The sequence below is a fragment of the Pseudomonas sp. M2(2023) genome (assembly GCF_030263955.1).
GTDB classification, from domain to species: domain Bacteria; phylum Pseudomonadota; class Gammaproteobacteria; order Pseudomonadales; family Pseudomonadaceae; genus Aquipseudomonas; species Aquipseudomonas asiatica.
In genome coordinates this window covers 150,602-163,791 of record NZ_CP127114.1, presented here as the reverse complement: position 1 = coordinate 163,791, position 13,190 = coordinate 150,602, and the positions used below count along the sequence as shown (strand labels likewise).

Below are 13,190 nucleotides of genomic sequence, written 5' to 3'. Positions count from 1 at the left end.
TATTTTGTCGTGCATCCTGCGCGAAACTGCGCCAGCCGGCAAATCCCGTTTACATATTTGACTCAGACGTCAGACGGTCGCGCCACAAACGCCCCATGCCTGTTAGAATGCGCGGCTATTTTCTGGCGACCCCCGGTTTCTAGCATGTCCCGACTCAATCCCCGGCAGCAGGAAGCCCGTGACTATGTCGGCGGCCCTCTTTTGGTGCTCGCCGGTGCAGGCTCGGGCAAGACCAGCGTGATCACGCGCAAGATTGCCCACCTCATCCAGAACTGCGGCATCCGTGCCCAGTACATCGTGGCGATGACCTTCACCAACAAGGCCGCCCGCGAGATGAAGGAACGGGTCGCCACCCTGCTGCGCCCGGGGGAAGGCCGCGGCCTGACTGTGTGCACATTCCACAACCTGGGCCTGAACATCATCCGCAGGGAGCACGAGCGCCTGGGCTACAAGCCGGGTTTCTCGATCTTCGACGAGTCCGACATCAAGGCGTTGCTGTCGGACATCATGCAGAAGGAATACTCCGGCGACGACGGCATCGACGAGATCAAGAACATGATCGGTGCCTGGAAGAACGACCTGATCCTGCCCGCCGAGGCCCTGGAGAAGGCGCGCAACCCGCGCGAGCAGACTGCCGCCATCGTCTACACCCACTACCAGCGCACGCTCAAGGCGTTCAACGCGGTGGACTTCGACGACCTGATCCTGCTGCCGGTCAAGCTGTTCCAGGAGCACCCCGATGTGCTGGAGCGCTGGCAGAACCGCGTGCGCTACCTGCTGGTGGACGAATACCAGGACACCAACGCCAGCCAGTACCTGCTGGTGAAGATGCTGATCGGCATGCGCAACCAGTTCACCGTGGTAGGCGACGACGACCAGTCGATCTACGCCTGGCGTGGCGCCCGGCCGGAAAACCTGATGCTGCTCAAGGAGGACTACCCCTCCCTGAAGGTGGTGATGCTGGAGCAGAACTACCGCTCCACCAGCCGCATCCTGCGCTGCGCCAACGTGCTGATTGCCAACAACCCGCACGCGTTCGAGAAGCAGCTGTGGAGCGAGATGGGCGTGGGCGACGAGATCCGCGTCATCCGCTGCAAGAACGAGGAAGCCGAGGCCGAACGCGTGGCCATGGAAATCCTCACCCTGCACCTGCGCACCAACCGCCCGTACAGCGACTTTGCCATCCTCTACCGCGGCAACTACCAGGCCAAGCTGATCGAACTGAAGCTGCAGCACCACCAGGTGCCATATCGCCTGTCGGGCGGCAACAGCTTCTTCGGCCGCCAGGAGGTCAAGGACCTGATGGCCTACCTGCGCCTGCTGGTGAACCCGGACGATGACAACGCCTACCTGCGGGTGATCAACGTACCGCGCCGCGAGATCGGTTCCACCACCCTGGAAAAGCTCGGCAACTACGCCACCGAACGCGGTATTTCGATGTACGCCGCCAGCGAGGAGCTTGGCCTGGGCGAGCATCTGGACGCCCGCTATACCGAGCGCTTGCAGCGCTTCAAGCATTGGCTGGACGGGGTGCGCCACAAGGTTGCCCTGGAAGACCCGATTGCCGCGCTGCACGAGATGATCCGCGATATCGACTACGAGAACTGGATCCGCCAGCAGACCGCCAGCGACAAGGCGGCCGAGTTCCGCATCAGCAACGTCTGGTTCCTGGTCGAAGCGCTGAAGAACACCCTCGAGAAGGACGAAGAGGGTGACATGACCATCGAGGACGCCATCGGCAAGCTGGTGCTGCGCGACATGCTCGAGCGCCAGCAGGAAGAGGAAGAGAACGCCGAAGGTGTGCAGATGATGACCCTGCATGCCTCCAAGGGCCTGGAATTCCCATACGTGTTCATCATGGGCATGGAAGAGGAAATCCTCCCGCACCGCTCCAGCATCGAGGCCGACACCATCGAAGAGGAACGCCGCCTGGCCTACGTGGGCATCACCCGCGCGCGCCAGACCCTGGCCTTCACCTTCGCCGCCAAGCGCAAGCAGTACGGTGAAATCATCGACTGCACGCCCAGCCGGTTCCTCGACGAACTGCCACCGGACGACCTGGCCTGGGAAGGCCTGGACGATGCGCCGGTCGAGGTAAAGGCTGCACGGGGCAACAACGCCTTGGCCGATATCCGGGCAATGCTCAAACGCTGATCAACCATTACTCTTTAACTTTGCCGCTATTTGCGGCCACCTTTGCTACATCGAGGAAAACAAAGTGGAAGCACTGCATCAGAAGATTCGCGAAGAAGGCATCGTGCTTTCCGATCAGGTTCTCAAAGTCGACGCGTTTCTCAACCACCAGATCGATCCGGCGCTGATGCAGCTGATCGGTGACGAGTTCGCCCGCCTGTTCGCCGACGCGGGCGTGACCAAGATCGTCACCATCGAAGCCTCGGGCATTGCCCCGGCGGTGATGACTGGCCTGAAGCTGGGCGTGCCGGTGATTTTCGCCCGCAAGCACCAGTCGCTGACCCTGACCGAGAACCTGCTGACCGCCTCGGTGTATTCCTTCACCAAGCAGACCGAGAACACCGTGGCCATCTCGCCGCGTCACCTGAACAGCAGCGACCGCGTGCTGGTGATCGACGACTTCCTGGCCAATGGCAAGGCGTCGCAGGCCCTGATCTCGATCATCAAGCAGGCCGGCGCCACCGTGGCCGGCCTGGGTATCGTGATCGAGAAGTCGTTCCAGGGCGGCCGTGCCGAGCTGGACAGCCAGGGCTATCGCGTCGAGTCGCTGGCCCGGGTGAAGTCGCTGGAAGGTGGTGTGGTGTCCTTCATCGAATAAGGCCGCTACGCGATCTCTGTGGGAGCGGGTTTACCCGCGAATGCGATTTGGGATGCGCCATCGCATTCGCGGGTAAACCCGCTCCCACAGGGGACAGTATGTCCGAGTGTTTATTTTGCAGCCTGTAAACCCGCCAGCAGCAACCGCTGGTAAAGCTCTTCCTTCAGCCCCTGCGGCTGATCCAGCTGCATCCGCACAAGATGCCTCGCGTAGCCCTCGGGCCCCGGCGCATCCAGCGCTGCCTTGCCCAGCTCCAGCACCTCGCTCAGCTTGAACTTGCTCTTCAACCAGTTCAGCGCCCGCAGCAAATCCCGCTCTTCAGCCGTAAAGTCCGTGCCCAGCGGATACTCCGGAAACAACCGCGAATGCCGCGCCCTGATCGCCTCCAGCCGCTGCGGCGTATTGTCGGTAAAGCACACCTCCAGTTGAAAATCCTTGGCCAGCTTGCCGGCATCCTTTGCCTGCTCGATCAGCCCCTGCTGGAACCGCGAATCACATACCGCCAGCAACCGCGCAATCACCTCGCTGTCGGTCTGCCCACGCAGGTCGGCAATGCCGTACTCGGTCACCACGATATCGCGCAGGTGCCGGGGGATGGTGCAATGGCCATAGTTCCAGAACAGGTTCGAGGTCACCTCCCCGCCCGCCTCACGCCAGCTGCGCAGCAGCAGGATCGAACGCCCGCCCTCCAGCGCATGGCCCTGGGCGACGAAGTTGTACTGCCCGCCCACGCCACTGAGTACTCGGCCATCCTCCAGCTGGTCAGCCACCCCAGCGCCGAGCAGGGTCATGCCGAATACGCTGTTGATGAAGCGCGCATCACGGCGTTGGCGGCGCTTGAGCTCCTCCTGCCCGTACAGCTCGTTGATGAAGCTGATACGCGTCATGGCAAACCGTGCGCGCTGTTCCAGCGGCATGTCGCGCAAGCGCTGGTAGAACGCCTGGGGGCCGAGGAAGAAACCGCCATGCAGCACTGCCGCCACCTGCTCGTCCGCCGGGCGCCGCAACAGGCCCGCTTCGGCCAGCGCCAGCAAGCCGTTGACGAACATCTCGCTGCAGCCGTACAGGCCTTGGGCGAAGGTATCCAGGCCCCCTTTCCGTTCGATCAACGCTTGCCACGAGCCAACACCCAGCGCGTCGAGCACAGCACGATAACCGGCGTTGTCACCCTGGCGCGCCAGCAATGCGGCAGCTACCGCATCGCCCATGGCACCAATGCCGATCTGTAGCGTGCCGCCGTCGCGAACCAGGCTGCTGGCGTGCAGGCCGATGCAGTGGTCCTGGGTGTTGACCGGCATGTTCGGCGTGGAGAACAGGCGGCGTTGCTCGGCTGTATCGATCAGCAGGTCGAACGTATCGATGGGTAGCTCGGCGTCACCCGGCATGTAAGGCAGCTCGGCATGCACCTGGCCGAGCATGAGGATGGTCTCGCCGGCAGCGCGGCGCTTGGCGATCATCGGCAGCAGGTCGAGGGTGATGTCGGGGTTGCAGGCCAGGCTCAGGTGCACCGGTCTCTCGGGCGTGGCGGCCACCAACTGCGCGATCAGGTTCAGGCCCTTGGCGTTGATGTCACGTGCTGCGTGGCTGTAGTTGCTGCTGATGTAGCTTTGCTGGGCCGAATCGCTGTGCAGCAGGCTGCCGGGCTGCATGAAGAATTGTTCCACCTGGATGTTCGGCGGCAGGCTGTCGTTGCGCAGGTCGGCGAGGTAGGTAAGTTCTTCATAGTCGGCGAAGACGCGCTCGACGAAGGGCTCGAGAAAGCGCCGCTGCAGGCCATCGCCCAGTGGCGGGCGGCCGAGGGACAGGGCGGTGTAGATAGTAAGGCGCCGTTCGGGCAGCTCGCGGATGCGGGCGTAAAGCGCATTGACGAAGGCGTTGGGCTTGCCCAGGCCCAGCGGCAGGCCCATGTGGATGTGGGCTGGCAGGCGCGACAGGACTTGCTCGACGGCCTGGTCGATGGAGCAGAGGTGCATCGGGGCCTCCTGAGACATCCATGGGTTCAGGGGTTGGACATGGGCTTTGGTGGGTTGGTTGCCTGTGCCGGCCCTTTCACGGCTAAAGCCGCTCCTACAGAGACCTCACTGCCCTTGAGTCCTGTGCTGCACCTGTGAGTACCCACAGGGGCCCCACAATCCTTGAAGCCTGCACTGTACCTGTGGGAGCGGCTTTAGCCGCGAAAGGGCCGGCACAGGCACCACAAAAACAAAGCCCGCCATCAATGGCGGGCCTCATGCAATTCAGCTGTTTCTCACAGCCCGGACATTTTCTTGATCGCCCCTTTCAGGTCGTCATCCGAGCAGTCTGCGCAGGTGCCTTTCGGTGGCATGGCGTTGATGCCGGTAATGGCCTTGGCCAGGATGCCGTCCAGGCCACCCTGGTGGTCGGCGCGTTCCTTCCACGCCGCGGTATCGCCAATCTTCGGTGCGCCGAGCAGGCCGGAGCCATGGCAGGCATTACAGTGCTTGGCGATGATCTCGTCCGGCGTCTTGGCACCACCGCCACCTGCGGCGGCGGCCACTTCCATGCCCTTGCACTCCTGGCCCTGGACGCACACCTGGCCAACCGGCTCCAGGCGCTTGGCGATGTCATCGTTGGTCGCAGCGGTTGCGCTCATTGCCCAGAGGGCGAATACGGCTGCTGGTACGGCCAGCATCTTCTTGATTTGGTTCACGCGAACACCCTCATGGTGGCTAATCACGCTCGCGGCCACGGATCGGCGAGCGTTGAAAAGTATAGCGGGAACCCAGATGCCGTGAAACGACCCCACACGGGAAAGGGGTATTGCCGAATCAATGCACTGCGCTGGATCAAAAGTTTGAAGGCGTCGCCGCACTGATCAGCCGCGCCGGCCGGTCGAACGGGTTGCGAAAGCGGTGCGGGCGGGTGCTTTCGAAGTAGTAGCTGTCGCCCTCTTCAAGGATGAAGATCTCGTTGCCGACCACCAACTCCAGGCGGCCTTCGAGCAGGATGCCGGTTTCTTCACCGTCATGGGTAAGCATTTCGGCGCCCGTGTCGGCACCCGGTGGATACACCTCGGTGAGAAAGGCGATGGCACGGTTGGGGTGCGACTTGCCGACCAGCTTCATGGTCACCGCACCGTCGGAGATATCGATCAGCTCATGAGCCTTGTAGACGATCTGCGTGGGGCTTTCAGGTTCCAGTTCGACCGAGAAGAACTCGACCATCGACATGGGAATGCCGCTCAGCACCTTGCGCAGCGAGCTGATCGACGGGCTCACGCTGTTCTTCTCGATCATCGAGATGGTGCTGTTGGTCACGCCGGCACGCTTGGCGAGTTCACGCTGGGACAGGCCCTTGAGCTTGCGGATGGCTTGCAGTCGTTCGCCGACGTCCAAAGCTGGAGCCTCCTGAAACGGTGGAAAGGGGGGTGGATGTGAACGATATCATGGCAATGCCGTTCAGTATTTACAACACACCGCCCTTCAACCTGTCCGCTTCAGCGTGTCATTCGCCGATGTAGTCCCGCGGTACTCGCTTCAGGTTGCAGAAAATCTGGTACGGAATGGTACCCGCGTGCGCAGCCACCTCACTGGCCAGCACATGCTTGCCCCACAGTTCGACGGGGCTGCCGACGGTGGCTTCCGGCACGTCGGTCAGGTCGATGCTGAGCATATCCATCGATACTCGGCCGATCAGTTGTGTGCGCTTGCCAGCGACCAGCACCGGGGTACCGTTGGGCGCCTGGCGCGGGTAGCCATCGGCATAGCCCATGGCAACCACACCAACGCGGGTTGGCCGTGGGCTGACGAACTTGGCGCCATAGCCCACCGGCTCGCCGGCAGGCAGTTCGCGCACGCTGATCACCCGCGATTGCAGGGTCATCACCGGTTGCAGGCGCTCGGCCTCGGCCTGGGCCACTTCGAACGGTGTGGCACCGTACAGCATCAGGCCCGGGCGCACCCAGTCGCTGGGGGCCTGCGGCCAGCCCAGCACACCGGGGGAGTTGCGCAGGCTGCACTCGGCGGCCAGGCCCTGGCGGGCGGCCTCGAACACGGCGATCTGTTGGGCGGTAGCGTCGGCATCCAGTTCGTCGGCGCGAGCGAAGTGGCTCATCAGCACGATGCGCGCGACCTTGCCGCTGGCCAGCAGGCGCTGGTAGGCCTCGTGGTAGTCCTTGGGGTGCAGGCCGACGCGGTGCATGCCGCTGTCGAGCTTGAGCCAGACGGTGAGCGGCTTGTGCAGCTGGGTCTTTTCGATCGCTTCCAGTTGCCACAGCGAGTGCACTACGCACCACAGGTCGTGCTCGGCGATCAGGGCCAGTTCGCTGGCTTCGAAGAAACCTTCCAGCAGTAGCACCGGGGCTTTGATACCGGCGGCGCGCAGCTCCAGCGCTTCTTCGATGCAGGCCACGGCAAAGCCGTCGGCTTCGGCCTCCAGGGCCAGGGCACAGCGCACGGCGCCGTGGCCGTAGGCGTCGGCCTTGATCACGGCGAGGGCTTTGGCACCGGTCAGTTCACGGGCCAGACGGTAGTTGTGGCGCAGGGCCTGGAGGTCGATCAGGGCGCGGGCGGGACGCATGGCGGCTGCCTTATGGTGGTTCACAGGTTGAAAACGGTGTTGGGTTCTTCGCGGCTAAAGCCGCTCCCACAGGGGACCGCACAATGCCCAAGCACATGCGATCCCTGTGGGAGCGGCTTTAGCCGCGAAGAGGCCGGTGCAGGCTATTACTGCTGGTGAGCCGGCGCAGTCTGCCCGTGCTTGGCCACTTCCGGGCTGTTGCCATAACGGGAAATGTCCAGGCCTTCGGCACTGATCTGCGGCTTCTTGCGCGCAATCAGGTCGGCCAGCAGGCGACCGGAGCCGCACGCCATGGTCCAGCCCAAAGTACCGTGACCGGTGTTCAGGAACAGGTTGCGGAACGCCGTGGCACCAACGATCGGCGTGCCGTCCGGGGTCGCCGGGCGCAGGCCGGTCCAGAAGCTAGCCTGGCTCAGATCACCGCCGCGAGGATAAAGGTCGTTGACGATCATCTCCAGCGTTTCGCGCCGACGCGGGTTCAACGACAGGTCAAAACCGGCGATCTCAGCCATGCCGCCGACGCGGATACGGTTGTCGAAACGGGTAATGGCAACCTTGTAGGTCTCGTCGAGAATGGTCGAGGTCGGGGCCATGTCGGCGTTGGTGATCGGCACGGTCAGCGAGTAGCCCTTCAGCGGGTACACCGGGGCCTTGATGCCCAGCGGCTTGAGCATCTGCGGCGAGTAGCTGCCCAGCGCCAGCACGTAGCGGTCGGCGGTTTCCAGCTTGCCGTCGATCCATACGCCATTGATGCGGTCACCCGCGAAGTCCAGGCGCTGGATGTCCTGGCCGAAGCGGAACTCCACGCCCAGCTTCACGGCCATTTCGGCAAGCTTGGTGGTGAACAGCTGGCAGTCGCCAGTCTGGTCGTTTGGCAGGCGCAGGGCGCCGGCCAGGATGTCCTTGACGCCAGCCAGGGCCGGTTCGACGCGGGCAATGCCGTCGCGGTCAAGCAGCTCGTAAGGCACGCCGGACTGCTCCAGAACGGCAATGTCCTTGGCCGCGGCATCCACCTGGGCCTGGGTACGGAACAGCTGGGTGGTGCCCAGGCTGCGGTTTTCGTAGGCGATGCCGGTTTCGGCGCGCAGTTCGTCGAGGCAGTCACGGCTGTACTCGGACAGGCGCACCATGCGCTCCTTGTTCACCGCGTAACGGCTGGCGGTGCAGTTGCGCAGCATCTGTGCCATCCACAGGTACTGGTCGACGTCGCCGGTGAGCTTGATGGCCAGGGGCGCGTGGCGCTCCAGCAGCCATTTGATGGCCTTCAGCGGCACGCCTGGGGCGGCCCAGGGCGAGGCATAGCCGGGCGAGATCTGGCCGGCGTTGGCAAAGCTGGTTTCCATGGCCACCGCCGGCTGGCGATCGACCACCGTTACTTCGAAACCTTGCCGGGCCAGATAGTAGGCACTGGCGGTTCCGATCACACCGCTACCAAGTACCAGAACTCGCATCGTTTTATCCCTCGCACGCGGCGCGCCGCAGACTTTTATTGAAATGGCATGAATGCGCGCAGTATAGGAATTTGAAGGCAGTGCAATTCACTATATAAAAGCCTATTATTGGCGAGAATTCTCGGCAAAATCGCCTTTCACGGAGGGGCATCCCCTATGAGAACCCAGCACCAGAGCAAGCGTGAACTGGACAAGATCGACCGTAACATCCTGCGTATCCTGCAGAATGACGGGCGTATTTCCTTCACCGAACTGGGCGAGAAAGTTGGGCTTTCCACCACCCCTTGCACCGAGCGGGTCCGCCGCCTGGAGCGCGAGGGCATCATCATGGGCTACAACGCCCGCCTTAACCCGCAGCACCTCAAGGGCAGCCTGCTGGTGTTCGTGGAAATCAGCCTGGACTACAAATCGGGCGACACCTTCGAGGAGTTCCGCCGCGCGGTGCTGAAACTGCCCCACGTGCTGGAATGCCACCTGGTTTCAGGCGACTTCGACTACCTGGTGAAGGCGCGTATTTCCGAGATGGCCTCGTACCGCAAACTGCTCGGCGACATCCTGCTGAAGCTGCCGCACGTGCGCGAATCGAAGAGCTACATCGTGATGGAAGAGGTGAAGGAGAGCCTTTGCCTGCCGATCCCGGACTGAAGTCAGACCAGCACTTGGCGGGTGGTGGCAATGAACTGGTGGACCAGCTGCTCGGCAGCGGGCTCGATCATCTGTTCAGGGCCACGGCCACGCGGGCAGGCCAGGCGCGGGGTGGTGCCGAACAGGCGGCAGATCATCGGGCGCTCTTCATACACCGTGCAGCCGTTGGGGCCCAGGTGCACACAGTCCAGGCGCTCCAGGGCGGCGTCCTGCTCGGCCTGGGACTTGCGCGGCAGGCGGGCCATTTCTTCCGCCGAAGTGGTGACCGGGCCGCAGCAGTCGTGGCAGCCGGGCTCGCACTCGAAGGAAGGGATGAGTTCGCGCAGGAAGTGGATCTTGTGGCGGTTGCAGGACATGGCTGGGTTCAAAACTAGTAAATTGGCCAGATTATAGGCCCATTCGCGGGCGCAGCCCTCGCCTTGTTGCCCACCACCCTACCCCGGCTTATCCTCCTCCCCTCAGCCCACCAGCCTCAGGACCTGCCCAATGATCCACAGCGCGCAGCACGCCGCCTCCTACTACGCCGCCAGCAGCGCGCCACACCCCGACCACTCCTTCCTGCAGGGCGAGCACAGCGCCGATGTGTGTATCGTTGGCGGCGGCTACTCGGGCCTGAACACCGCCATCGAACTGGCCGAGCGCGGCTTTTCGGTCATCCTGCTGGAGGCGCGCAAGCTCGGTTGGGGCGCCAGCGGGCGCAATGGTGGGCAACTGATCCGTGGCGTCGGCCACGGCCTGGAGCAATTCCTCCCGATCATCGGCGAGGAAGGCGTGCGCAGCCTGAAACTGATGGGCCTGGAAGCGGTGCAGATCGTCCGCGAGCGCGTCGAAAGGCATGCCATCGCCTGCGACCTGACCTGGGGTTACTGCGACCTGGCCAACAAACCCGCCGAGCTGCTGGGCTTTGCCGAGGATGCTGAAGAACTGCGCAGCCTTGGCTACGCACATGAACTGCGCCTGGTCGGCAAGGACGATATCCACAGCGTGGTCGGTGCCGACTGTTATGTCGGCGGGCTGGTCGACATGGGTTCCGGGCACCTGCACCCGCTCAACCTGGCCCTGGGTGAGGCTGCCGTGGCCAGCCGCCTGGGCGTGAAGCTGTTCGAGCAGTCCGAGGTCACACGCATCGACTACGGCCCGGAAGTACAGGTGCACACCGCCCAAGGCCGGGTACGCGCCAAAACCCTGGTGCTGTGCTGCAACGCCTACCATAACGACCTCAACCGCGAGTTGGGCGGCAAGGTGCTGCCAGCCGGCAGCTACATCATCGCCACCGAGCCACTGGGCGAAGAACGTGCCCGTTCGCTGCTACCGCAGAACATGGCGGTATGTGACCAGCGCGTGGCACTGGACTACTACCGCCTGTCCGCCGACCAGCGCCTGTTGTTCGGCGGTGCCTGCCACTATTCGGGCCGCGACCCGAAGGACATCGCCGCCTATATGCGGCCGAAGATGCTCAAGGTGTTCCCGCAACTGACCGACGTGCGCATCGACTACCAGTGGGGCGGCATGATCGGCATCGGCGCCAACCGCCTGCCGCAGGTTGGCCGCCTGGCAAGCCAGCCGAACGTGTATTACGCCCAGGCCTACTCCGGCCATGGGCTCAACGCCACCCACCTGGCTGCACGCCTGCTCGGCGAGGCCATCAGCGGCCAGGAAAGCGGGCGTTTCGACCTGTTTGCCAAGGTGCCGCACATCACCTTCCCCGGCGGCCAGCACCTGCGCTCGCCGCTGCTGGCGTTGGGGATGCTGTGGTATCGCCTGAAAGAGCTGATCTGAAAGCTGCGCACTGCCCCTTGTGGGAGCGGCCTTGTGTCGCGAAAGGGCTGCGAAGCAGCCCCGGCAATTCATGCAGTGATGCAAATATCCTGGGGCCGCTGTGCGGCCCTTTCGCGACACAAGGCCGCTCCCACAACGATCGCATCAGTCCTTCCAGAAGGGCTTACGCCCTTCGGCCCGGGCCTGCTCCCAGCTCAGCCCGACATCGCGCAACTCGTCATCGGTCAACTGCAGCAGCGCCCTGCGGGTGTGCCAGCGATGCAGCATCAGCCCCCAACGCCCCAACCCTTTCGGCGCGTTGAACACCTTTGCTTGCTGCCCGGCTTCCAGTTCCTTGGCCAACAGTTGCAAGCGCACATCGCTCATGCCACCCATCACCGCATCCTCTCGTTCAGTTGATACTGTGGAGAAAGCATGCGCGTCGACAGCACCGGCAATACAGATCCAATACAGCCTTATTATTCCCATACAGAATTGGCCGCAGGCCGACTGAATGCTGTATTTTCAGCGCAACTGTACCGGTCGCCACGCTATTGCAGCGCAGGAGTATGCCGTGACCCTTTACCTGAACCTCGCCGAACTGCTCGGTGCCCGTATCGAACAGGGCCTCTACCGCCCCGGCCAGCGCCTGCCGTCAGTGCGCGCCCTGAGTGTGGAGCACGGGGTCAGCCTGAGCACCGTGCAGCAGGCCTACCGCATGCTGGAAGACAGCGGCATGGTCTCGCCCCGGCCCAAGTCCGGCTACTTCGTCAACGACCACCGCCACCTGCCGGCCCTGCCCGCCGTCAGCCGCCCGGCCCAGCGCCCGGTGGACATCTCGCAATGGGAGCAGGTGCTCGAGCTGGTGCGCAGTACCCCACGCCAGGGCGTGATTCAACTCGGTCGCGGCATGCCCGACATCGACAGCCCCACCCTCAAGCCACTGCTGCGCAGCCTTGCCCAACTGAGCCGGCGGCAGGACATGCCCGGGCTGTACTACGACAACATCCACGGCAACATGGCCCTGCGCGAACAGGTGGCCCGGCTGATGCTCGACTCCGGCTGCCGCCTTGGCCCGGCTGACCTGGTGATTACCACTGGCTGCCATGAGGCGCTGTCCTGCAGCATTCGAGCGGTATGCGAGCCGGGCGATATCGTCGCGGTCGACTCCCCCAGCTTCCACGGCGCCATGCAAACCCTCAAGGGCCTGGGCATGAAAGCCCTGGAAATCCCCACAGACCCGGTTACCGGCATCAGCCTGGAGGCGCTGGAGCTGGCATTGGAGCAGTGGCCGATCAAGCTCATCCAGATCACCCCCAGCTGCAACAACCCTCTCGGCTACATCATGCCCGAGGCTCGCAAGAAGGCACTGCTGAGCCTGGCCCAGCGCTACGATGTGGCCATCCTGGAAGATGATGTATACGGCGACCTGGCCTACACCTACCCGCGCCCACGCACCGTCAAGTCGTTTGACGACGACGGCCGCGTGTTGCTCTGCAGCTCTTTCTCAAAGACCCTCGCCCCCGGCCTGCGGGTTGGTTGGGTAGCGCCCGGTCGTTACCTGGAGCGGGTGCTGCACATGAAATACATCAGCACCGGAAGCACGGCCAGCCAGCCGCAGTTGGCCATTGCCGACTTCATCGCCGGCGGGCACTACCAGCCCCACGTACGGCGCATGCGCAGCCAGTACCAGCGTGGCCGCGACCTGATGAGCGACTGGGTGACCCGCTACTTCCCGGCGGGCACCCGGGTCAGTCGACCGCAAGGTGGCTTCATGCTGTGGGTGGAATTACCCGAACATTTCGATACGCTGCGCCTGAACCGGGCTTTACTGGAGCAGGACGTGCAGGTTGCCGTGGGCAGTATTTTCTCGGCCTCGGGCAAGTTCCGCCACTGCCTGCGCATGAACTTCGCCGCACGGCCCACGCCGCAGATCGAAGCTGCCGTGCGCAGGGTTGGTGAAACCGCCCTTCGTCTACTGGAAGAAGAAAGCGCCGGCGCGTAAC

12 protein-coding genes are annotated in these 13,190 nt (G+C 63.5%); 5 read left to right on the top strand and 7 right to left on the bottom strand.

Going from position 1 to position 13,190, the window contains the following annotated elements; genetic code table 11:
- The first annotated feature begins 144 nt into the window (after window positions 1–144).
- Complete coding sequence (gene rep / locus QN085_RS00770; RefSeq protein WP_015272320.1) at window positions 145–2,154, top strand: DNA helicase Rep; 2,010 nt, start codon at window positions 145–147, stop codon at window positions 2,152–2,154.
- Window positions 2,155–2,218: 64 nt separating this feature from the next.
- Window positions 2,219–2,791, top strand: a complete 573-nt coding sequence (locus QN085_RS00765) for a xanthine phosphoribosyltransferase (protein ID WP_003253535.1) — start codon at window positions 2,219–2,221, stop codon at window positions 2,789–2,791.
- Between the two features lie 110 nt (window positions 2,792–2,901).
- Here the strand turns inward: QN085_RS00765 and QN085_RS00760 are convergent, their stop codons facing one another.
- From QN085_RS00760 to dadA, 5 genes are all read right to left on the bottom strand, one after another.
- Window positions 2,902–4,764 (bottom strand): acetyl-CoA hydrolase/transferase C-terminal domain-containing protein, encoded by a 1,863-nt coding sequence (locus QN085_RS00760; RefSeq protein ID WP_023661561.1) that lies wholly within the window; start codon window positions 4,762–4,764, stop codon window positions 2,902–2,904.
- A 275-nt stretch (window positions 4,765–5,039) separates the two neighbouring features.
- Entirely contained in the window at window positions 5,040–5,444 is a 405-nt protein-coding gene (locus tag QN085_RS00755) for a c-type cytochrome (RefSeq protein ID WP_038408395.1), read from the bottom strand.
- 154 nt (window positions 5,445–5,598) lie between these two features.
- Window positions 5,599–6,147 (bottom strand): cupin domain-containing protein, encoded by a 549-nt coding sequence (locus QN085_RS00750; protein ID WP_013974777.1) that lies wholly within the window; start codon window positions 6,145–6,147, stop codon window positions 5,599–5,601.
- A gap of 109 nt (window positions 6,148–6,256) precedes the next feature.
- Window positions 6,257–7,330 carry an alanine racemase gene (alr, locus tag QN085_RS00745; RefSeq protein ID WP_041506316.1) on the bottom strand — a complete coding sequence of 358 codons (1,074 nt, stop codon included), beginning with the start codon at window positions 7,328–7,330 and terminating at the stop codon, window positions 6,257–6,259.
- A gap of 146 nt (window positions 7,331–7,476) precedes the next feature.
- Window positions 7,477–8,781, bottom strand: a complete 1,305-nt coding sequence (gene dadA, locus QN085_RS00740) for a D-amino acid dehydrogenase (protein ID WP_013974779.1) — start codon at window positions 8,779–8,781, stop codon at window positions 7,477–7,479.
- A gap of 156 nt (window positions 8,782–8,937) precedes the next feature.
- Between dadA and dadR the strand changes: the two genes are divergently transcribed.
- Complete coding sequence (dadR, locus tag QN085_RS00735; RefSeq protein WP_003258963.1) at window positions 8,938–9,426, top strand: transcriptional regulator DadR; 489 nt, start codon at window positions 8,938–8,940, stop codon at window positions 9,424–9,426.
- Between the two features lie 2 nt (window positions 9,427–9,428).
- Here dadR and QN085_RS00730 read toward each other — a convergent pair whose 3' ends face one another.
- The gene (locus QN085_RS00730) at window positions 9,429–9,782 is read right to left on the bottom strand and encodes a YkgJ family cysteine cluster protein (RefSeq protein ID WP_013974780.1); all 354 of its coding nucleotides are present in this window, start codon (window positions 9,780–9,782) and stop codon (window positions 9,429–9,431) included.
- A 130-nt stretch (window positions 9,783–9,912) separates the two neighbouring features.
- On the opposite strand from QN085_RS00730, the gene QN085_RS00725 reads away from it, so the two are divergent.
- A complete protein-coding gene (locus tag QN085_RS00725) occupies window positions 9,913–11,205 on the top strand; it encodes an NAD(P)/FAD-dependent oxidoreductase (protein ID WP_023661560.1) in 1,293 nt (430 codons plus the stop codon).
- A 144-nt stretch (window positions 11,206–11,349) separates the two neighbouring features.
- Here QN085_RS00725 and QN085_RS00720 read toward each other — a convergent pair whose 3' ends face one another.
- Entirely contained in the window at window positions 11,350–11,580 is a 231-nt protein-coding gene (locus QN085_RS00720; RefSeq protein ID WP_031324861.1) for a DUF1127 domain-containing protein, read from the bottom strand.
- 178 nt (window positions 11,581–11,758) lie between these two features.
- On the opposite strand from QN085_RS00720, the gene QN085_RS00715 reads away from it, so the two are divergent.
- Window positions 11,759–13,189 carry an aminotransferase-like domain-containing protein gene (locus tag QN085_RS00715; RefSeq protein WP_024087913.1) on the top strand — a complete coding sequence of 477 codons (1,431 nt, stop codon included), beginning with the start codon at window positions 11,759–11,761 and terminating at the stop codon, window positions 13,187–13,189.
- Window position 13,190 lies beyond the last annotated feature (1 nt).

Bases quoted from the DNA above. Each gene is read 5' to 3' on its own strand.
- dadA (WP_013974779.1), bottom strand. From the start codon at position 8,781: ATGCGAGTTCTGGTACTTGGTAGCGGTGTGATCGGAACCGCCAGTGCC.
- rep (WP_015272320.1), top strand. From the start codon at position 145: ATGTCCCGACTCAATCCCCGGCAGCAGGAAGCCCGTGACTATGTCGGC.
- QN085_RS00730 (WP_013974780.1), bottom strand. From the start codon at position 9,782: ATGTCCTGCAACCGCCACAAGATCCACTTCCTGCGCGAACTCATCCCT.
- alr (WP_041506316.1), bottom strand. From the start codon at position 7,330: ATGCGTCCCGCCCGCGCCCTGATCGACCTCCAGGCCCTGCGCCACAAC.
- QN085_RS00755 (WP_038408395.1), bottom strand. From the start codon at position 5,444: ATGCTGGCCGTACCAGCAGCCGTATTCGCCCTCTGGGCAATGAGCGCA.
- QN085_RS00760 (WP_023661561.1), bottom strand. From the start codon at position 4,764: ATGCACCTCTGCTCCATCGACCAGGCCGTCGAGCAAGTCCTGTCGCGC.
- dadR (WP_003258963.1), top strand. From the start codon at position 8,938: ATGAGAACCCAGCACCAGAGCAAGCGTGAACTGGACAAGATCGACCGT.
- QN085_RS00720 (WP_031324861.1), bottom strand. From the start codon at position 11,580: ATGGGTGGCATGAGCGATGTGCGCTTGCAACTGTTGGCCAAGGAACTG.
- QN085_RS00725 (WP_023661560.1), top strand. From the start codon at position 9,913: ATGATCCACAGCGCGCAGCACGCCGCCTCCTACTACGCCGCCAGCAGC.